The 19902-nt window shown below is 71.5% G+C and carries 18 protein-coding genes; 12 read left to right on the top strand and 6 right to left on the bottom strand.

Translation table 11 applies throughout. From position 1 onward, the window contains the following. The first annotated feature begins 97 nt into the window (after window positions 1-97). A complete protein-coding gene (surE, locus tag AC07EQ_RS32930) occupies window positions 98-1000 on the top strand; it encodes a 5'/3'-nucleotidase SurE (protein ID WP_478391733.1) in 903 nt (300 codons plus the stop codon). A gap of 4 nt (window positions 1001-1004) precedes the next feature. On the opposite strand, the gene AC07EQ_RS32925 is transcribed toward surE, so the two are convergent. Next, entirely contained in the window at window positions 1005-2024 is a 1020-nt protein-coding gene (locus AC07EQ_RS32925) for an Lrp/AsnC family transcriptional regulator (RefSeq protein ID WP_478391732.1), read from the bottom strand. Between the two features lie 100 nt (window positions 2025-2124). Between AC07EQ_RS32925 and AC07EQ_RS32920 the strand changes: the two genes are divergently transcribed. The 4 genes from AC07EQ_RS32920 to AC07EQ_RS32905 all read left to right on the top strand — a co-directional run bounded on the left by AC07EQ_RS32920 (window position 2125) and on the right by AC07EQ_RS32905 (window position 7018). Next, entirely contained in the window at window positions 2125-3339 is a 1215-nt protein-coding gene (locus tag AC07EQ_RS32920) for an amidohydrolase (RefSeq protein WP_478391731.1), read from the top strand. A 47-nt stretch (window positions 3340-3386) separates the two neighbouring features. Continuing rightward, window positions 3387-4688, top strand: coding sequence for a DUF3100 domain-containing protein (locus tag AC07EQ_RS32915; protein WP_478391730.1), 1302 nt, complete (start codon window positions 3387-3389; stop codon window positions 4686-4688). A 66-nt stretch (window positions 4689-4754) separates the two neighbouring features. Then, window positions 4755-6281 carry an amidase family protein gene (locus tag AC07EQ_RS32910; protein ID WP_478391729.1) on the top strand — a complete coding sequence of 509 codons (1527 nt, stop codon included), beginning with the start codon at window positions 4755-4757 and terminating at the stop codon, window positions 6279-6281. A gap of 326 nt (window positions 6282-6607) precedes the next feature. Continuing rightward, the gene (locus AC07EQ_RS32905) at window positions 6608-7018 is read left to right on the top strand and encodes a cupin domain-containing protein (protein ID WP_478391728.1); all 411 of its coding nucleotides are present in this window, start codon (window positions 6608-6610) and stop codon (window positions 7016-7018) included. A gap of 9 nt (window positions 7019-7027) precedes the next feature. Here AC07EQ_RS32905 and AC07EQ_RS32900 read toward each other — a convergent pair whose 3' ends face one another. Together AC07EQ_RS32900 and AC07EQ_RS32895 are read right to left on the bottom strand one after the other, a co-directional pair. Beyond that, on the bottom strand, window positions 7028-7930 hold the full coding sequence (locus AC07EQ_RS32900) for a phosphotransferase (protein WP_478391727.1): 903 nt from the start codon (window positions 7928-7930) through the stop codon (window positions 7028-7030). Between the two features lie 73 nt (window positions 7931-8003). Next, window positions 8004-9188, bottom strand: a complete 1185-nt coding sequence (locus AC07EQ_RS32895; RefSeq protein ID WP_478391726.1) for a fumarylacetoacetate hydrolase family protein — start codon at window positions 9186-9188, stop codon at window positions 8004-8006. A 304-nt stretch (window positions 9189-9492) separates the two neighbouring features. On the opposite strand from AC07EQ_RS32895, the gene AC07EQ_RS32890 reads away from it, so the two are divergent. Further along, window positions 9493-10245 carry an SDR family NAD(P)-dependent oxidoreductase gene (locus tag AC07EQ_RS32890; RefSeq protein ID WP_478391725.1) on the top strand — a complete coding sequence of 251 codons (753 nt, stop codon included), beginning with the start codon at window positions 9493-9495 and terminating at the stop codon, window positions 10243-10245. A 56-nt stretch (window positions 10246-10301) separates the two neighbouring features. Here AC07EQ_RS32890 and AC07EQ_RS32885 read toward each other — a convergent pair whose 3' ends face one another. Next, the gene (locus tag AC07EQ_RS32885; protein WP_478391724.1) at window positions 10302-11378 is read right to left on the bottom strand and encodes a MerR family transcriptional regulator; all 1077 of its coding nucleotides are present in this window, start codon (window positions 11376-11378) and stop codon (window positions 10302-10304) included. A 91-nt stretch (window positions 11379-11469) separates the two neighbouring features. Then, a complete protein-coding gene (locus tag AC07EQ_RS32880; protein ID WP_478391723.1) occupies window positions 11470-11934 on the bottom strand; it encodes an NUDIX hydrolase in 465 nt (154 codons plus the stop codon). A gap of 377 nt (window positions 11935-12311) precedes the next feature. Between AC07EQ_RS32880 and AC07EQ_RS32875 the strand changes: the two genes are divergently transcribed. Then, window positions 12312-13310, top strand: a complete 999-nt coding sequence (locus AC07EQ_RS32875; protein WP_478391722.1) for a DUF418 domain-containing protein — start codon at window positions 12312-12314, stop codon at window positions 13308-13310. 159 nt (window positions 13311-13469) lie between these two features. On the opposite strand, the gene AC07EQ_RS32870 is transcribed toward AC07EQ_RS32875, so the two are convergent. After that, complete coding sequence (locus tag AC07EQ_RS32870) at window positions 13470-14696, bottom strand: phosphodiester glycosidase family protein (protein WP_478391721.1); 1227 nt, start codon at window positions 14694-14696, stop codon at window positions 13470-13472. Between the two features lie 576 nt (window positions 14697-15272). Between AC07EQ_RS32870 and AC07EQ_RS32865 the strand changes: the two genes are divergently transcribed. The 5 genes from AC07EQ_RS32865 to AC07EQ_RS32845 all read left to right on the top strand — a co-directional run bounded on the left by AC07EQ_RS32865 (window position 15273) and on the right by AC07EQ_RS32845 (window position 19796). After that, complete coding sequence (locus AC07EQ_RS32865) at window positions 15273-16055, top strand: MHYT domain-containing protein (protein ID WP_478391720.1); 783 nt, start codon at window positions 15273-15275, stop codon at window positions 16053-16055. 92 nt (window positions 16056-16147) lie between these two features. After that, a complete protein-coding gene (locus AC07EQ_RS32860; RefSeq protein ID WP_478391719.1) occupies window positions 16148-18397 on the top strand; it encodes a sensor histidine kinase in 2250 nt (749 codons plus the stop codon). A 14-nt stretch (window positions 18398-18411) separates the two neighbouring features. Further along, window positions 18412-18834 carry a roadblock/LC7 domain-containing protein gene (locus AC07EQ_RS32855; protein WP_358565350.1) on the top strand — a complete coding sequence of 141 codons (423 nt, stop codon included), beginning with the start codon at window positions 18412-18414 and terminating at the stop codon, window positions 18832-18834. A gap of 19 nt (window positions 18835-18853) precedes the next feature. After that, complete coding sequence (locus tag AC07EQ_RS32850; RefSeq protein WP_478391718.1) at window positions 18854-19228, top strand: DUF742 domain-containing protein; 375 nt, start codon at window positions 18854-18856, stop codon at window positions 19226-19228. Continuing rightward, window positions 19209-19796 carry a GTP-binding protein gene (locus AC07EQ_RS32845; protein ID WP_478391717.1) on the top strand — a complete coding sequence of 196 codons (588 nt, stop codon included), beginning with the start codon at window positions 19209-19211 and terminating at the stop codon, window positions 19794-19796. The genes AC07EQ_RS32850 and AC07EQ_RS32845 overlap by 20 nt, the downstream gene beginning before the upstream one ends. Window positions 19797-19902 lie beyond the last annotated feature (106 nt).

Here is a 19902-nt window from a genome sequence, read left to right as displayed (position 1 = left end):
CGATAGAGCATGTAAGCAAGCCCAACCGGACTTGGACAAGTGCTTGGTTGGGTCGATCCAATGGATGAGCCGGTTTTCCCAGCGAAGGGGCGAATCCATGAGACGGATCTTCAGATCGGCGGCCGCCTCGGCGGTCGCCGTCGCGTTCGTGACCACTACGGCGTCCGCCGCGCCGGAGCAGGAACCGCTCGACGTCCTGCTGACCGACGACGACGGGCACGCGGCGCCCACCTTGGCGGCGTTGAAGCAGGCGTTGACCGCGGCCGGGCACCGGGTCACGGTGGTGGCCCCGTGCGACGACCAGTCCGGCAGCGGCACCCAGCTGTCCTCGAACTACGCGTCCGGGGAGCCGGGGCCGGAGAACACCATCACCGCCGAGCAGCTGGCGCCCGACGTCTGGTCGGTGTGCGGATCTCCCGGCGACGCGGTGCTGTTCGGGCTGCAGCACGTCTTCACCTCGGGACCGCCGGACGTCGTGGTCTCCGGCGCCAACCCGGGCCAGAACTCCGGTGCCGTGGCGAACCACTCCGGCACGGTCGGCGCCACGATCACCGCCGGTGAGATGTCGATCCCGGCCATCGCGATCAGCGTCGAGATCGACCTCACCGCGAACCCGCCGCAGCTCGGGAACGTGGCCGCCGCGGCCGACTACACCGCCCGCGTGCTCGATCGGTTGCAGGGCACGTCCGGCGGCGCGGCGCTGCTGCCCGAGCACGTGAGCCTCAACATCAACTACCCGGTGGCACCCGAGGTCAAGGGCACGCGGGTCACCAGGACCGGTCGCAACGCGTTCGTCAGGCCGAAGTACGAGCGCACCGACCTGTGCGAGAACTGCTACGTGATCCGGCCCGAGGTGGACCTGTCCAGGGACCCGGTGGCCGACTCGGACAACAACGCGTTGGCGGCCGACTACGTCTCGATCACCCCGCTGGACGGCGACTGGACGGCCTCCGACGGAGTCCGGTCCTCGATCCGCCAACGGCTCGGTACCTTGCGCTGAGCCGTCACGGGCAGCTCCGGGTGTCCAGCGACACGGTTCCCGTCGCGTAGCCGTGCTCGTCGAGGAGCCTGCCGACGAGCTTCACCGGCCGGACGACGATGCTGCGGTCGACGATGTCCAGGTGCGGCAGGCGGCGCGCCATGTGCGTCTCGAGCTCCTGCACGTCGATCAGGGAACGCAGCCACACCGCGATGATCAGGTTGTACGGGCCGGCGGTGGACGTGACGGCGCGGACCTCCGGGATCCGGGCCATCGCCCGGGCCGTGTCCTCCAGGTGCGCCGGTGACACCCGGGCGAAGAACCAGGCGTAGACCGGCCAGCCGGACAGCTTCCGCGCGAGCTCGCAGCGCAGCCGGAGCTGCTGGTTGGCGATCAGCCGGGCGAGCCGCCGGCGCACCGTGCTGGTGCTCGTCGCCGCCGCTTCGGCGAGGGTGCCGACCGGTGTCCGCCCGTCGGCGGCCAGGGCCACGGCGATCGTCCAGTCCGCGTCGCTCAGCGGCCCCGGGGCCCGGTCGCCGGCCTCGTCGGCCTCCCGGAGCATCCGCGCGACCTGGTCGTGGTCGAGGGCGCGCAGCCGCCACCGGCTGGCCTCCGTGTACGCCCGGACCACCAGGTGGCTGCGCACCTGCCGCAGGTGCTCGACGCGGGTCATCCGGTCCAGCAGGTAGCCGGACAGGACCTCCGGGCTGGGCGTGTTGACCGTGACCAGGACGTCGCGGCCGCCGGCGGTGACGTCGACCGTCATCGCCTGCGGATCGGTCGCCAGCTCCCGGGCCACGGTCAGCCCGCGGCCCGGCTCGCACTCGATCTCGACGAACGCGTTCGCCTGGGTGGGGGAGATCGGCGGGTAACCGGAGATCCAGGCGAGGCCGGACCGCTCCAGCCGCGCCCACCGGCGCGCGGCGGTGACCGGGTCGATCCCGAGCACGGCGCCCACCTGCGACCAGGCGGCGCGGGGGGCGATCTGCAAGGCGTTGACGAGTTGGAGGTCCAGTTCGTCGAGGGACGTGGCTTGATCCTGCATCTGGGCCGTGCTTCTGCTGCGTTCCTGCGTTTGGGCTAATGAAAGAGTCTCATCGCTCACCCTTCGTGTCCAGGTTGGCGCCGACATCGAGGAGCGTGCAGTGGGCGGTCAGGGCATCGAGGGCGACATCACGGCCTACCGGGGGCTGGTGCGGGCCGAGCAGGAGGCGTGGCGGGAGCGGCTGCTCCGGCTCAGCCACGACCTGCACGCCGAACCGGAACTGTCGTTCGCCGAGCACCGGTCGGTGGCCAAGGTGACCGACGTGCTCCGCGAGGCCGGCTTCACCGTCGAGCCCGGCCCGGCGGACGTGCCCACCGCGTTCACCGCCGAGTACGGCGCGGGCGAGTTCACCGTCGGCATCTGCGCCGAGTACGACGCCCTGCCCGGCATCGGGCACGCGTGCGGGCACAACGTCATCGCCTCCGCCGCGGTCGGCGCGGCGATCGGGCTCGCCGCAGTGGCCGACGAGCTCGGCGTCCGGGTGAAGGTGGTCGGCACCCCCGCCGAGGAGCACGGCGGCGGGAAGGTGCTGCTGCTGGAACGGGGCGTCTTCGACGACGTCACGGTCGCGATGATGGTGCACCCGGCCCAGTACGACACCCACCCCGGCCACTTCTCCAGCCAGGCGGTGAGCCGGTTCGCGGTGACCTACGGCGGCCGGGCCTCGCACGCCGCGGCGGCCCCGCACCTGGGCGTCAACGCCGCCGACGCCGCCGTCGTGGCCCAGGTGGCGATCGGGTTGCTGCGCCAGCAGATCACCGCGGAGTGCCGGATCGGCCTGTTCGTGCGCGAAGGCGGCGCGGTCACCAACATCATCCCCGAACGGTCCGTCGTGGACTGCGAGGTGCGCGCGTTCGACTTCGACGAGATGGCGGCGCTGAAGCAGCGGGTGCTGGCGTGCTTCGAGGCCGGGGCGCTGGCGACCGGGACGACGATGGCCGTCGAACCGACCGAACCGGACTACGCCGAGCTGGTGCAGGAGCCGGAGATGTCGGAGCTCTTCGCCGCGCACATCGAATCGCTGGGCCGGGAGCTCCGCGACACCCGCGGCACCCGGGGCGGCTCGACGGACATGGGCAACGTCTCCAAGGTGCTGCCCAGCATCCACCCGAGCATCGCGATCATCGGCTGCGAGCACCCGCCGCACACGCACGGCTTCGCCGCCGCGGCGGCCACCCCCGCCGCCGACGACGCGGTCTTCGACGGAGCCGTCGCGATGGCGCTGACCGCGGTCGACGTGGCGATCGATCCGGTGCTGCGGCAGAAGTTCCTGGCCGAACAGGCCACTCGCGGCACGGTCGCGACGCGGGTCTGACCGCTCCCGCCCAGTTCCCCACACTCCTGGCGACCACGGAGGAAGCCATGTCCGGCATGACGGTTGCGCGGAAGCTGCCGCGTCCGACCCGCGGTTCGCGCGGGCGACTGGCCTTGTTCGCGCTGCTCGCGCTCGTCCTGGCCGCGGCCGCCGAAGCCATCGGCAGCCACAAGGTCGCCATCGGGCCCGGCGCGATCACCCTGTTCCCGATCATCTGGGGCCTGCTGCTCGGGGCCGTGGTGAGCATCCAGCGGTTCCGCCCGGTGCCCGTCGGCATGCAGCGCGCCGCCACCTACGTGGTGGAGATGGGCGTGCTGCTGCTCGGGGTGCGGCTGGCGTTCGTGGTCGGCCACGAGCTGCCGGTGCTGAAGCAGGCGAGCTTCGCGCTGCTGTTCCAGGAAATCGGCCACCTGTTCGGCACCGTCGCGTTGTCGCTGCCGCTCGCCGTAATCCTGCGGATGGGGCGGTCCGCGGTGGGCGCCTGCTTCTCCATCGACCGCGAGGGCTCCTTCGCGATGGTGTCCGAGCGGTTCGGGCCCGACTCCGAGGAATACCGCGGCGTGCTCGGCATGTACATCTTCGGCAGCGTCGTCGGCGCGCTGTACGTGACGCTGCTCGCGAGCCTGCTGGCCGGCAGCGGGATCCTCAGCCCGCTGGCGCTGGCGATGGGCACCGGCGTGGGGTCCGGCTCGGTGATGGCCGCCTCGTCGGCCGCGATCGCCGCGCAGTACCCGGAGCTGGCGAACCAGATCGTCGCCCTGGCCACCGTGAGCAACCTCGTGACCAGCCTCGCCGGCGTCTACATCGGCATGTTCGTCGCGCTCCCGCTGGCCGACCGCTTCTACGAGCTGCTCACCCGCGGCCGCAAGATCGAGCCCGCGGCCGCCCCGGACCTGTCGGCGGCGGAGCTCGGAAGCGGCAGTCCGAGCCGGGTCCGGCCGTTGCCGGCGATCCTCATCGCGCTGGTGACCATGTTCGTCTCCAACGCCGTCCACGCGGGCGGTGTCGAGCCCCGCGCGCTGCTCGGCTTCGCGCTGGTGGCGGCCGTCGTCTTCGCCGGGCTGGGGATCAAGCGACTGACCAAGCTGCCCGCCGTCGCCGGGACCTCCGCGCTGGCCATCCTGCTCACCTCGCCGATCTCCCCGGTCGCCGACGCGGTGATGTCGCTGGTCAAGCCGGTCGAGTTCCTCGCGATGGCGACGCCGATCCTGGTCTTCGCGGGCCTCAGCATCGGCAAGGACCTGCCCGCGCTCAAGCGGATCGGGTGGCGGATCGTCCCGGTGGGGCTGATGTCCTTCGCCGCGTCGTTCCTCGTCTCCGCGCTGATCGCGCAGGTGTTCCTCGGCTGACCGGGCGAGCGGCGGCTGCGGCGAAGAGATCTTGCGGTGATCCGCTCCGGGTTGTCTGATGACGTCATGCGCAGGACTGGCGCCATCGCGCTGATCGCGGCACTGACCGCAGGCTCGCTGATGCTGGGCAATCCCGGGGCGACCGGGCACGGGGCGCTGGGCGTCGACCTCGACACGGTGACGATTCCCGAGCTCCAGGCCAGGATGTCGCGCGGATCGCTCACCTCGTCGGAGCTGACCGCCGCCTACCTGGCGCGGATCCGCACCATCGATCCGAAGATCAAGGCGGTGCTGCGCACCGATCCGGCGGCGATGGCCCAGGCGGCCGCGAGCGATGCCCGGCACCGCCGCGGCACCGTCCTCGGGCCGCTCGACGGGATTCCCGTGCTGCTCAAGGACAACGTGAACACCCGCGATCTGCCGACGACGGCGGGCTCGCTGGCGTTGGCCGGCCGCCCGCCCGGCTCGGACGCGGTCCTGGTGACCCGGTTGCGGGAGGCGGGCGCGGTCATCCTCGGGAAGACGAACCTGTCCGAGTGGGCGAACTTCCGCGCCGCGAAACCCACCTCCGGGTGGTCGGCGGTGGGCGGGCAGACCCGCAACCCGTTCGTGCTGGACCGCAATCCGTGCGGTTCGTCGTCGGGTTCCGCCGCCGCGCTCGCCGCGTCGCTGGCGCAGGTGGCCATCGGCACGGAGACCGACGGCTCCATCGTGTGCCCGGCGGGGATGAACGGGGTGGTCGGCCACAAGCCGAGCCTCGGCCTCGTCAGCCAGTCCGGCGTCGTGCCGATCTCGGCGGAGCAGGACACCGCGGGCCCCATGGCGCGCAACGTCATCGACACGGCGCTGACCTTCGCGGTGCTGCAGGGCGAGGAGAGCGCGTTCTCGCCGCTGGGCGACCTGCGCGGCAAGCGGATCGGCCTGTGGCGGCTGCCGTCGCTCGGGCCGGACGTCGATGCCGTGATGACCACCGCGGCGCAGCGGCTCACCGCCGCGGGTGCCGCGGTGGTGGAGGTGACCCCGCCCTACCAGGACCGGCTGGGCGAGCTGGAGTTCCCGGCGCTGCTGAGCGAGTTCCACCGCGACATCGACGCGTACCTCGCGACCCGGCACGGCCCCCGCGACCTCGCCGAGCTGATCGAGTTCAACCGCCGCACCCCGGCGGAGCAGACCTGCTTCGCCGGCCAGGAGCTCTTCGAACAGGCGCTCGCCGCGCCGCCGACGACCGATCCGCGGTACCAGGCGATGCGCGCCGAGCTGGCGGACCTCTCCCGGCGCTCGATCGACGAGACCTTGGCCGAGCACGACCTGGACGCCATCGCCGCGCCGACGAACCCGCCGGCGTGGACCACCGACTGCGAGCGCGGCGACAACGACGTGATCCCGTCCTCGACGCCGGCCGCGGTGGCGGGCTACCCGTCGGTCTCGGTGCCCGCGGGTTCCGTCGGCGAGCTCCCGCTCGGGTTGCTCCTCATGGCGGGCGACCGGCAGGACGCCGAGCTGCTGTCGCTGGCGGCCGCCGCCGAGCGCGAGCTGAAGGCCTGGCGGGCGCCGCGCTACCTGCCGACGGTCGGGCCTGACCCCATCGGTTGATGCCGCTTCCACGTGCCGGATGAATCGTTCCGCCGGCAACGTGCCGGTGGGCGGACTTCCGCGCCTTTCACGGGAATCGCGCGCCGCCTGTCGTCCGATCCGGTAGCGGGGTGCTGCGCGCCCTGGGCGGCCGTGCGGCCCCGGCGTTATGGTGCGCAGGTCCGCGGTGTTCGGCTCGAACACCGCGTGCTTGGGGGAATTGATGCGGATTGTGCGCCACACCTCGGAAGGACCGCGGACGTGCTTTCACCGGCCGTCCGCAGGCGCTGCGCCGTTGCCCGGTGCGCGCGCCGAGGGGGCACTCCGCACGGGAAGGATGGATCGTCGTGACCGATGTCGCAGAGTTCGCGCTGTCCAGCCTCGCAACGGTGGTCCGGATCGAAAAGCCCTGGGGCTACGAGGAGATCTTCGCCGTGGTGGCCGGCCGCTACGTCGGCAAGGTGCTGCACATCCGGGCGGGCGAGTCGATTTCGCTGCAGTACCACGAGAAGAAGGAGGAGACGATCGCCGTGCAGTCCGGCATCGTGCTCCTCGATCTGGGGCCGAACCGCGATTCGCTGGTCCGGATGGAGCTCGACCCCGGCCAGACGGCGAGCATCCCGTCCGGTGTCGTGCACCGGGTCACCGCGGTGTCCGACGCCGTCCTGCTGGAGGCGTCCACGGCGGAGCCGGGCTGGCAGGCGGACGTCGTCCGCCTGGAGGACGACTACGGCCGCGCCACGACCGCGGCCCGGTGACCTGCGGCGTCACGGGCGGAGTTCGGCGAAGATCTCGAGACGGCGTGCGTGGTAGGCGAGGTCTTCCGCGTCGTGCACGACGCCGAGCCGCCGCTGCTCGTGGAAGGACACCGCTTCGCGGCGCAGCCGGTGCCGGATGAGCTGCGCCAGGGTTTCCTCGTCGAGGAGCCCGGCGGGCCCGTCGGCTGCGGCGTAAGCCTGCACGAACGAGCGCATCGCCGCGGTGTCGATCGCGGGCTCCTCCTCGGCCCATTCCAGGGCGGCGTAGGCGACCTCGACCGCGGGCGGGACCACGCACGCCTCGTCCCAGTCCACCACGGCCGTGAGGGCGCCTCCGTCGGTCAGCGTGTTGCCCGGGTAGAAGTCGCCGTGCACGGCCTGGCGTTCCCCGTGGGTGCGGTGGAATTCCGCCAGCCACGAATCGAGTTCCGGGTCCGCGAGAGCCGGTTCCGCCGGCGGTCCGGACCCGTCCAGACCCGGTTCCAGGCCGGCCGGGACGGGCCGCGGCGGCGGCTGCATCCCGGCCAAGGAGCGGTGCAGTCGCGCGAGCAGCGAGGCGGCCCGAGCCGGGGCGCCGGGCGTGTCGCGGGTCGGCCACCTGCCTGGAACCAGCGGCCAGACCGACATCGGGCGGCCCTCGACCCGGACCACCGCGCGCCCGTCGGCCGTGGCGACCGGAGCGACCACCTCCGGCACCTCGGTCGAGGCGTGCGAGGCAATGGCGTAGCACCACTCGGCTTCTTCCGTGCTGCGCCATTCCGGCCCCACCCGGACGACGTGGTCGCCGACGGCGAACGCGGCGGACTCCTCGCCGCCGTGCAGCCGGACGGGATCGCCTGCGAAGCGCAGACCCCACCGGGCATCGAGAGCCCGCCGCGCGGTTTCGGTGAACGAGATGTCTGTGAACGGCACGGAATCCGGCTCCTTCACCGGCCGCTCGGGTCGCGAACAGCCGGTGCTCGATGCGGTCGGCGGGCGGCTTCGGTCACGTCGCGGTGCCCTGGAGGAGCCCGCGCGCGGCTAGGTTGGTCATCAGCGCGCGGATGCCGAAGGTCCAGTCGGGCGCGCCCTCCGCGGTGTTCACGACGTTGATCAGGCTACCGAGCGCGGGGGAGGAGATGCGCACGACGTCGCCGGGCTTGTGGGTGAAGCCCTGGCCGGGGACGTCGCGGTCCTCGGTGGGGGCGAACATCGTGCCGGTGAACAGCACGAACCCGTCCGGGTACTGGTGGTGGCGGCCGTGGGCGTGCCCGATCAGCTCCCGCACGTCGCGGCTGATCTCGCGGACCGGGTTGACGCCGTCCAGCCGGTAGCCGTCGGTTCCGGCGATGGCCAGGCCGATCTCCAGGTCCTGCGCGTCGTCGAGGGTGAACTCGTCGTCGAAGAGGCGGAGGAACGGGCCGATCGCGCAGGACGCGTTGTTGTCCTTGGCCTCGGTGAGCAGCAGGGCGCTGCGCCCCTCGAAGTCGCGGAGGTTGACGTCGTTGCCCAGCGTCGCCGCCACCGGGACGCCGCGGGAGGTGACCGCGAGGACCAGTTCGGGTTCCGGGTTGTTCCACGTCGAGCGTTCGAGCACCCCGATCTCCGCGCCCGTGCCGACCGCGGACAGCACCGGGGCCTTGGTGAAGATCTCCGGGTCCGGGCCGATGCCGACCTCCAGGTACTGCGACCAGAGGCCCTCCCGGACGAGCACCTCCTTGATCCGCTGCGCCTCCGCGGAGCCCGGCCGCACCTGGGAGATCCGGCCTTCGATGACATCGCCGAGCTTCGCGCGGATCTCCTCGGCCCGGCGGAGGTCGCCCTCGGCGCGCTCCTCGATCACCCGCTCCAGCATGCTCCGCACGAAGGTCACGCCCGCCGCCTTGATGACCTGCAGGTCGACCGGCGCCAGGAAGTGCGGCCGGGCGCGATCGCCGGACAGCGTGGCCTGCAGGAGGTCGGCGAGCCGCCAGCTCCGGCCGCCCTCGTGCGTCCGCACGACCTCCCCGGCGTCGGCCCGTTCGAGCAGCCCGGCGACCGTCGGCTCGACACCGGTCAGGTCGACGACCGACGCGCCGCGCACCGCGGCGACGCACGGGCCGCCGCAGTCCGGGTCGAAGACGCGGGCGACCAGCGTGGCCCGGGCCGAGTCATCGGGCAGGACGTGATCGGCGTGGGCGGAGAGGTTCAAGGTGCCTGCCTTCCTCGGGGCTTGCTGGAGCGATCCGAAGGGGATTGCGATCAGCGCCTTCCACCGGGATCCGAACGTGGCCCAGGTGATCGCGCGAACTCCGGCCCGCCGCGGCTGCGGATGGTTGCGGCGGCTGCATGGCCGAACTATGGTCCGAACATCATACGAAGTCAACCGGATTCCGGGCCCGGCGAAGGCCGGCGTACGCGCCCGCGCGCATCGGTGTCCGATGTGGACGCTATGGGTTCCCGCCGGGCGGGATGATCACCGGCTTCGTGCCTCGGCCACGTCCCGGGAGGGGAACTTGAGCGATCTCTTCGCACTCAACGGCAAGAACGCGGTCGTCACCGGCGGCGCGCAGGGCATCGGCGAGGCGATCGTGCTGGGCCTGCGCGACGCCGGGGCGCGGGTGTTCATCTGCGACATCAACCCGGAGGTCGGCAACGCGACCGCCGAGCGGCACGGCGTCGAGTTCGTGGCCGCGGACGTCACCGACCCGGCCAGCGTGGAGGCGGCGTTCGAGCACGTGGCGACGACGGCCGGATCGCTCGACGTCGCGGTCAACAACGCCGGGATCGTGCACAACCATCCCAGCGAGGACCTCGCGGACGAGGACTGGCGCCGGGTGATGTCGGTGAACCTCGACGGCGTCTTCTACTGCTGCCGGGCCGCGGGCAGGCGGATGCTCCAGCAGGGCTCGGGGAGCATCGTCAACACCGGCAGCATGAGCGGCCACATCTCCAACCACCCGCAGCCGCAATCTGCTTACAACACGGCGAAAGCGGGCGTCATCCACCTGACGAAGTCGCTGGCGGGAGAATGGGCGGACCGCGGCGTGCGGGTCAACTCCGTCTCGCCCGGTTACGTCGGCACCGAGATGACCAAGCGCGGGATGAGCAACGAGGAGTGGCGCCGGGTCTGGGTCGGCGACACCCCGATGAAGCGGGTCGCCGAACCCCGCGAGATCGCCCCCGCCGTGGTCTTCCTGGCCTCCGACGCCAGCAGCTACTGCACCGGCACGGACCTCGTCGTCGACGGCGGCTACACCCTCTGGTGACTTCGCTTGCGGACGGCCCGTCCTCGACCGGTTGGCGAGGACGGGCCGTCGGTCGGCTACGCGCGTGCGAGTGCGTCGATGACCACGAAGGCGAAGTTGTCCGGTGCGCCTGCATCGCGGATGAGTTCGGTGAAGCGGCCCACCGCTTCCCCGGGATCGCCTGCAGCTTCCAGTGCGTCGCGCAGCTGCTGTTCGGGCACAACTGCGTGGAGCCCGTCGGAGCAGAGCAGATAACGGTCGCCGCTGTGCGCTTCGCGCAGGTGGAGGTCCGGTTCCACGGTCCCGCCGCGTTGCAGGGCGCGGAGCAGCGTTGCCCGGTTCGGGTGCGTCGCCGCCTCCTCCGGGGTCAGCTTTCCCTCGTCGACCAGCGATTGCACGAAGGTGTGGTCGTGGGTGATCTGGGTGAGGTCCCCGCCTCGCAGGAGGTATGCCCTGGTGTCCCCGACGTGCGCCAAGGCGAACTGGGCGCCCGACCACAGCATCGCGGTCAGCGTGGTACCGACGTTCTCGTGTGCGGGGTCGGCTGCGAAGTCGTGGACGGCCTGCCGCGCGCCGTTCGCGGCCGCGCCGAGAGCCTTCAGCAGGTTCCCGGCGGGCACCTCGGCGTCGAGAGCCCGGAGCGCGTCGACCGCCGCGACGCTCGCCGCGCGGTCCATGCCCTGCGCACCGAATCCGTCGGCGACGGCGAACAGATTCCTGCCCTCGTACACCGCGTCCTGGTTCTCCTCCCGCACGAATCCGCGATCATCTCGAGCGGCAGAGCGCAGTTGCCATTCCGCTGGTACACCGGCCATTTCGGTTTCCCTCCTCGACAGGTGGTCGACGAGGAAGGCCGCCAACTCCCCGCGGGCCGCGGTGTCGGCCTCGACCTGGCGCCAGTACGAGCCGACCTCGGCTGCCGCGGCGAGCGGGGGAAGGTCGCAGACCACCCTGATCCGGGCCAACGGCATGCCGAGCCCGCGCAACCACGCGACCAGCCGGGCGTGTTCGAGCTGGGACCGGTCGTAGGAGCGGTAACCCGAACGCGGATCGACGTCCGCCGGCGGCAGCAGCCCCAGCTCGTCGTAGAGCCGCAACGCCTTCGGCGTCAGCCCCGTCGCCTGCGCGAACTCGCCGATGCTCAGCCTGGACATGGCCCCCTCCTCGTCCCGGGCGCCTCGCCCGGTGAGCCGACCCTGCGGGTTGTCCCTGGGTGAAGGTCAAACTCCCGTCGACGGCGGGCGGTCAGAAGCCGAAGGTCGTGACCTGGGGGAGGGTGCCGGCGCGCAGGTGCCGGAGGATGTACTGCTCGTGGGGCACGGTCGGACTCGGCGGCGTGTCCAGCGGAAACCACCGCAGGTCCGCGGTCTTCTCGGGCTCGGCCCGCCTGGGCCGACCATTCCAGCGGCGGCATTCGAAGAAGAAGTCCACCCGTTCGTTGATCGCCCGGTGGTCGCCCTGCGTTCGGTGCATGACCGACAGCGGCACGAGGTCTTCGGCGGAGATGTCGATGCCGAGTTCTTCGGCGGCTTCCCGGCGCGCGGCGTCGATGACGGACTCACCGGATTCGACGTGGCCCGCCGCGGCCATCGCCCAATGCCCGTCCATGTACCCGGTGTTGCGGCGCAGCTGCAGCAGCACCTCCTCCTGGGTGTCCGACCTGCGGAGCGCGATGTAGACGGAAGGAACGACCTGAAACCGATCAACCATGGAACCGACCCTAGCCCCAGGATTTCGGGGCTGGTGGGCGATATCGGACTCCCCGGGTAGCAGACGGGATCGGAGCGCGGCGGCGCTTTCCGGTCTTCCCGGCCGAATGGCTTGTTCTTGGTGACCGATCGGCTGACCGGTGTGGGCCGGACTCGGCCTTGCGGATGATCCGCGACGGGGGTGGTCGCGGCGATCCTGATCGTGATCGGACTCGGCGATGGGCCGGGTGGGCTGCGATGTCAGGAGGAACTCGTGTCAAGCTCAGCGGCCGGCGCCGGGGCAATGAAGCCTTGGCCGGTGACCGTGGTTCTGGTGCGCCGGCAAGCGGTTCGGTGCCCGGACGAGCTCACGTCGTGCGGATCGCGGGGGTGGGGTCGATGACGACTGCCGTGGCGGCGCAGCCGGTGCGGCGGCGCATCGGTGATCTCGACTCGCTGCGCGGGTTCGCGCTGTGCGGGATCCTGTTCGTCAACATCCCGGACATCGTGCACATGGGCTGGGGGCCCGCGATCGGGGTGGCCGATCCGGTCCGCTCGGCGCTGAACATGTTCGTGCAGCAGCGGTTCCACCCGATCTTCGCGTTCCTGTTCGGCGTGGGTTTCGCGCTGTTCCTGGACCGAGCGTCCGGGCGAGCGGCCCGGCCGAGGGTGCTGTTGCTGCGGAGGCTGCTGGCGCTGCTGGTCATCGGGGTCGGGCATCAGTTCCTGCTGCCGGGCGAGCCGCTGCTGATCTACGCGATCGTCGGTCTGATCGTGCTGTTGCCGGCGTCGGTGCTGCCGCGGTGGGTCGCGCTCTGGGGCGGCGCCGGGTTGCTCGCGGTGGGGTTGTTCGGGCTGCACGGCGGAGTCGGCCTGGTACCCGGCCTGTTCCTGCTCGGCGCGGCCGCCGTCCGGTACGGCGTGATCGACACGCTCGACCGCCGGGCGGGGCAGCTCGCGATCACCTTCGGGCTCTCCGCGGTGCTGGCGGGTCTCAGCCTCTGGTTGCAGGTCAACAGCAAGGGTTCGGCGTCGTTCTTCGTGATCTGGGCGGCGGCGGGACTGTTCGGCGGGCTCGCCTACGCGTCGGGCTTCCTGCTGCTGTGCAGGACTCGCGCCGGTGGCGCGCTTTCCGCGGCGTTCGCGCCGCTGGGGCGGATGGCGCTGACGAACTTCATCACCGCCACCCTGCTGACCTTGGCGGTCGCGCCGGTGATCGGCCTGGGGCAGGACTCCATCCGGTACGACCTGATGCTCCTGCTGGCCGCCGGGATCCTGGCGGTGCAGTGGGTGTTCTCGCGCTGGTGGCTGAGCAGATTCGCGTACGGGCCGCTGGAGTGGGCCTGGCGCTGCGTGACGTGGTGGAATCGGGTGCCGCTGCGCGGGCAGGTCGTCTGAAGCTCGGGGCTGGTCCACCGGGCTTCAGCCTGGCGCGGCGGGAATTCCGCCAGGTTGGGCATCAAGGGCGGAGCATCGCGTGGTGACCAGCGGAGCAGGGTGTCCGTGCCGGGACGCACCGACCGCCGACTCACCGGGGCCCGGAATTCGACGGGTTCGTCAGTGCGCGGTGGAGAAGACGCCGATCCCGTTCGCCACGGCGCGGGGAACGCCGTCGGAGGGCACGTTCTTGATCACCGCGGGGGGCTGACCGGCGTCGCGCGCCGCCAAGGTCGACGAACCGCCGCCGTCGAGGTTGACGGCGGCGGCGGCCCCGAAGGACCGGATCAGATCGGCCAGCTCGCGGACGCTCAGCCCGGTGCTGGCGGCGGAGCGCCCGTCCACGGTCAGCAGGTACGCGGTCCGCCCGTCCGAGCTGGCGCCCGCGGCGGTGCGCGGCGCCAACGTCCCGGTCTCCAGGCCGGGCAACGGCTTTCCGGCGCGGAGGATCGGGAATCCGCCGACGGCGAACTCCAGCGGCGGCGCGTCGGCCGCCGCCAGCCGGGACTCGACCACGACCCGGTCGCCGGGGTTGAGCTTCTCCAGCTCGGCGGCGCCTTCCTCGCGCCCGACGAGGACGACGGTGTCACCGGGAATGGCGCCGGCGCCCGGTTCGTCGTGCTCGGCGCTGACAACGCCGTTGCGGACGACCACTTCTTCGGTGTCGGTGGTGCACGGCGCGGAGCGATCCGTGTCGGTGCCGCACACCGCGCGCGCCCTGGAGACCTCGCCCCACGCGGGGGTGTAGAGCCCGATTCCGCCGACCGGCACCGCGTACTGGTTCAGGCCCGCGAGGTCGGTCGTCGTCCCGCCGCTGCGCACCACGCCGGTCAACGACACGCTGGAGACTCGCGCGCGCCGGTCGACGCCCAGGCCGAACACGTTCTTGGTCGAGGTGCCCGCGGGCAATCCCGGGCCGAAGCGCTGCCCGTTGGGAACGGCGGCTTTCAAGTCCACGCCGTCGGCGATCGCGGGCCCGACCGAGGAGCCCGTCGCCGCGACGCCCTCGTGCGTCTCGCTCAGGTGGAAGAAGTCGCCGTTGACGCCCGCGACCGCCCGCTGCGCATTGGTCATGTCGTCGATCTCGTCCCGGGCGGCCACCGCGGGCGGGTGCAGCAGGTCGAGTTCGACGTCGGGATTGCGCAGGTCCGCGGTCAGCAGGTATCCGACGACCGGCCCGTGCTCGGTGGAGAGCTCGAAGGACCGGTAGGTCACGCCCGGCGCGATCTGCTCCTCGACAAAGCGCGGCTGATCGGCCGACGCGGGCGCGGCCGGCGGTAGCAGTGCACCGAGGAAGACGGCGGCACCGAGCGCAGCCAACCGACGTGGGAATGCCGCAGAAGTCATCGCCGTCCGCCTCTCCGCAAGATCGAACCGGCGGAAGCGTAGCGCCGTGGCAGCGGCCAGGAGATTCTCCGGCGATGAATTGCCAGTGAGGCGCGGGCGAATTCCTCGTTCCCGGCGTAGAGCAGAGGAACAACACGGAGAACGGCCGTGTTCCCGGGAATCCGGGCTCTTCCGGCTGGGCTGGGCGGGCTACGGCATCGCGATGGCCGAGCTGCGGAGCGCCTTCCGCCGGTCCCGGATCACCCCGGCGACGGTGGCGGGGAGTGAGGCGGCGGCCCGCCGTTCCGATAGTGGCAGAAGCTGATCGTCCTATTCGGACTTTCCTGGTCCCGGCTCGCGCGCGGTCGCCGCGGGGCGGGAGTCGTTACTTAAGGCAGAATTAACTGCGTCGTATGCGGCTGGGAATCACGCACCGCGCATAGATCGTCACTCGGAAATCTATTGTGGAGAGTGGTTGTGATCGGCGCGTGATCTGAGTATGGTCGTTCGACGTGACCGGCCAGTCGGGGCAATGAGGGTCGCTTCTTGACAGGTGCCGCCTACACGCTTTAGGGAATAATGGGTCAGATAGGCTCGATGACGGAGTTCGGTTTCGGCTGGCTGACACCGGTCCTGTCGTACGTGATGGCTTGCGTCGGTGCGGCGCTCGGCTTGCGCTGCATGGTGCGCGCGCTCGCGACGACCGGCCGCGCGCGGCGCAATTGGTTGATCAACGGTGCCGTCGCGATCGGCACCGGCATCTGGACGATGCACTTCATCGCGATGCTCGGCTTCCACGTCACGGGCACCGACGTCCGCTACGACGTCCCGCTCACGGTGCTGAGCCTGGTGGTCGCCATCGTGGTGGTCGGCATCGGCGTCTTCGCGGTCGGCTACAGCCGTTCCAAGGTGCTGGCGGTGCTCGTCGGAGGCCTGATCGCCGGTGTCGGGGTGGCCGCCATGCACTACGTCGGGATGGCGGCGATGCGGCTTTCCGGCATGGTCGGCTACGCCCCCGGGATCGTCGCGTTGTCCGTGGTCATCGCCGTGGCCGCCGCGACCGCCGCGCTCTGGGCGACGCTGAACATCCGCGGCCCGCTGGCCGCGTTCGGCGCCTCGCTGGTGATGGGCGTGGCGGTCAGCGCGATGCACTACACGGGCATGGCCGCCGTGAGCGTCCACCTGCACGACGTGGCCGCGCCCGTGGCAGGCGCCTCGCCGATGCAGTTCATCTTCCCGCTCACCGTTCTGCTGGGGTCGTACCTGTTCCTCACCTCGGCGTTCGTCGCGATTTCGCCGAACGCGTCGCGGAAGCCCGATTCGGACGACGCCGGGGGAGCGTCGGAGAATCCCGCGGAGCCGGCCGCCGGAAGAATGTGATCAACGGAATTCTCGTCGCGCATATCGCGTGAATTGATCGGTCGCGCCGCGTCCGCAACAGCCGTTTCTCGAAAATCCGGGATGGATGGTTCATGCCCGAAAAGCGCCGGTATTCCGGCATTGGATTCCCGCGTCTGCAACCGAAATCGGTGCGCGCGAAGACCGTTGCGCTGCTCGCGGTCCCGGTCGTTTCGCTCATGGCGCTGTGGTCGATGGCCACGGTCTCGGCGGTGCAGAGCGCATGGACGCTGCACCAGGTCGAGCAGCTCAACGAGAAGCTGGCCGGCCCGGTCCGGAACCTGGTCGGCAGCCTGCAGGGCGAGCGCGCCGCGGCCGTGCGGTACCTGGCCGCGCCGCAGCCGGCGGCGGAGCAGGCCTTCGCCGCCGAGCGCGCGCGCACCGCGCAGGCCACCACCGCGCTGCTCGACGGCGTGACCGTCGCCAGGGCCGACATCGCGAGCCTCGCCACCGACGTGAACCAGCGCATCGACGTGCTCGTCCAGGACCTCGACCGGTTCCAGAGCACCCGGCCGGCGGACTGGACCAGCGCTTATGTCGAGTACTCCGCCGCGATCGAGCACGCGTTCGCGGTGGAGGAAGTGCTGACCACTGTGCAGGACGGGCAGGCGGCCGCGGCCGCACGGGTCGTTCTCCAGCACAGCCGCGTGGCGGAGACGATCGACCGGCAGGACGCGATCGTGACCTCGGTGCCGGTGGGCGCGAGGATGACGCCCGAGCAGCACCGGGCCTTCGCCGTCGCACTCGGTGGTCAGGACGTGCTGACCGATGGCCTGCTGCCCGAACTCCCGGCTGCCGACCAGGAGGCGTACCGGCGGCTGGTCGATGGCGACGCTTACCGTTCCCTCTGGGCGATGCAGAAGGACATGGTCGGATCGGGCATCGTCACGTTCGCTCCGGACCAGTGGCGCGGCGCGGTGCAGGCCCTGACGCAGGCGGTGGACGCCAGCCAGGCCAACGCGCGTGCCGCAGGCGCCGCGGAGGCGGAAGCGGCGAGCCGATCGGTGACGACGCAGGCGGTGTGGACGGTGCTGCTCGGCCTGGTCGCCGTGCTGCTCGCGCTCGCGGTCTCCGTCCGGATCGGCCGCGGCATGGTGATCGAGCTGGTCGGCCTGCGCGACTCGGCGCTGGAACTGGCGAACCGGCGGCTCCCGCAGGCGATGCGCAGGCTGCGGGCCGGGGAGAAGATCGACATCGAATCCGACGTCCCGGTGGTCGCGCCCGGCGAGGGCGAGATCGGCCAGGTCGGCGACGCGCTCAACGCGGTGCAGCGCTCGGCGCTGCAGGCCGCGGCCGAACGGGCCGAACTGCTCACGGGGGTGTCCGGGGTGTTCGTCAACCTCGCCCGGCGCAGCCAGTCCCTGGTGCACCGCCAGCTCGGCATCTTGGACGGCATGGAACGCCGGACGGAAGACCCGGCCGCGCTGGAAGACCTGTTCCGGGTAGACCACCTGGCGACGCGGATGCGCCGACACGCCGAGGGGCTGATCATCATGTCCGGTGCCACCCCCGGTCGGGCCTGGCGCCAGCCGGTGCCGCTGATGGACCTGGTCCGCTCGGCGGTCTCCGAGGTCGAGGACTACGCGCGCGTCGAGATCCGCCGGATGCCCGGGCTGTCCGTGCTCGGCTCGTCGGTCTCCGACGTCACGCACCTGTTCGCCGAACTCGTGGAGAACGCCACGACGTTCTCGCCGCCCGACAGCACCGTGCTGGTGCACGGCGAGCCGGTGGGCACCGGGTTCGTGGTGGAGATCGAGGACCGCGGCCTGGGCATGAGCCCGGAGCGGCTGGCGGAGGCCAACCGGCTGATCGCCGAGGCGCACCGGCTGGAGCTGTTCGAAAGCGACCGGCTGGGCCTGTTCCTGGTGAGCCGCCTGGCGAACCGGCAGGGCATCACCGTGTCGCTGCGCCGCTCTCCCTACGGTGGTACCACGGCCGTGGTGCTGCTGCCGATGTCGATCCTCACGCCGGAACCGGCTGGGGACTCCCGAGATGAGCCGTCCGAACCGGAACCCGTGCGGCCGCCGAAGAAGGCGATCGCGACGAGGCTGCCGGTCCGGACCGCGGTGCCGGCGCGGCAGCAGGTCTGGGTGGAGCCGACGGCGGCCGACAAGCCCGCGCCGGAACCGGACACCGGGGGTCTGCCGCGCCGGACCCGCCAGGCGAGCCTCGCCACCGGGCTGCAAGCGGACAACCGCAAGCGAACCGACCCGGCCGCCGCGTCCCCGCTGTCGCCCGACCAGGCGCGAAGCATGATGTCCGCGCTCCAGCAGGGATTCGCCCGCGGGCGCGGCGCGGCGACCGACGACTCCGCTGACGCCTGAGACGAGGAGCATCCATGTTTGGCACGACCGAACGATCCGGGGAGCTGAGCTGGCTCCTGGACGAGCTGGTCCACAACGTGCCGCGAGTCAGACTCGCCCTGCTGCTGTCCAACGACGGCCTGGCCATGGCCGTGTCGTCGGGGGTCCGCGACGAGGACGGCGAGCACCTCGCCGCGGTCGCCTCGGCGCTGCACAGCCTCGCGAAGGGCACCGGCAGGCACTTCGACGCCGGCTCCGTCCGGCAGACGATGATCGAGCTGGACGGCGGCTTCCTGTTCGTCGTGGCCGCCGGCGGCGGCACCTGCCTCACGGTGTTCGCCGACGCGGGCGCCGACATCGGTTTCGTCGCCTACGAGATGGCGCGGCTGATCAACCAGGTCGGCGAGCACATGCACGCCGCTGACCGCTCGCCCGGCCAAGCCGGGGGTGACCGATGACGGCACCGAGGTGCGGGTCGTGAACGGGCCCCACCAGAGCTGGTACGACGACGACGCGGGGCCGATGGTGCGGCTGTACGCGATGACCGGCGGCCGCGCCCGGCCGGGTCGCGGCGCGCTGGACATCATCACGCTCGTGGTGGCCGCCACCGCACCCGAGCGCGACCTGACGCTCACCCCGGAACAGGCCGGAATCCTCGGCCTCTGCCGGGACAGGCGGGTGTCGGTGGCGGAGATCGCGGCCCGCTCGAACCTGCCGCTGAGCGTCGTCCGGGTGCTGCTGGCAGACCTGCTCGACGCCGGGCACGTCCGCATCGAACGCCCCACGCCGCCGCGCGAACTGCCGAGCGAAGACGTACTGAGGGAAGTGATCAATGGCCTCCGCGCGCTCTGACCACCGGATCGGCGGGCCCGTCACCGCGCTGAAGATCCTGATCGCCGGCGGGTTCGGCGTCGGCAAGACGACGATGGTGGGCGCGGTCAGCGAGATCCGGCCGCTGCACACCGAGGAGCGCCTCACCGAGGCCGGCGTCGGCGTGGACTCCACGGCCGGGGTGGAGCAGAAGACCACCACGACCGTGGCGATGGACTTCGGCCGCATCACGCTGCGCGACGAGTTCGCGCTGTACCTGTTCGGCACGCCGGGGCAGGACCGCTTCTGGTTCTTCTGGGACGACATCGCGCAGGGCGCGCTCGGCGCCGTCGTGCTCGCGGACACCCGCCGCCTGCCGGAGTGCTTCGCGTCGGTGGACTACTTCGAGCGCCGCGAGATCCCGTTCATCGTGGCGGTCAACCAGTTCACGGGCTCTCGGCGCTTCGGGGTGGAGGAGGTCGCCGCGGCGCTCGACCTCGACCCGGGCACGCCGGTCGTCCTCTGCGACGCCCGGGAACGCGAGTCGGCCAAGGAAGTCCTGATCGCCCTGGTGGAACACGCCAGCCACGTCTACGCCGAACGCCGCTGAGCTTCGACCGGACCGCAAGAGGGGTGGGGGGGGGGGGGGGGGGGGGGGGGGGGGCCACCCGCGTTTTTTTTTGTTTTTTGTTTTTGTTGGGGGGCGGGCCATGTGC

Source organism: Saccharopolyspora sp. NPDC045839 (assembly GCF_056431645.1).
This window is presented reverse-complemented; position numbering and strand designations above follow the sequence as displayed.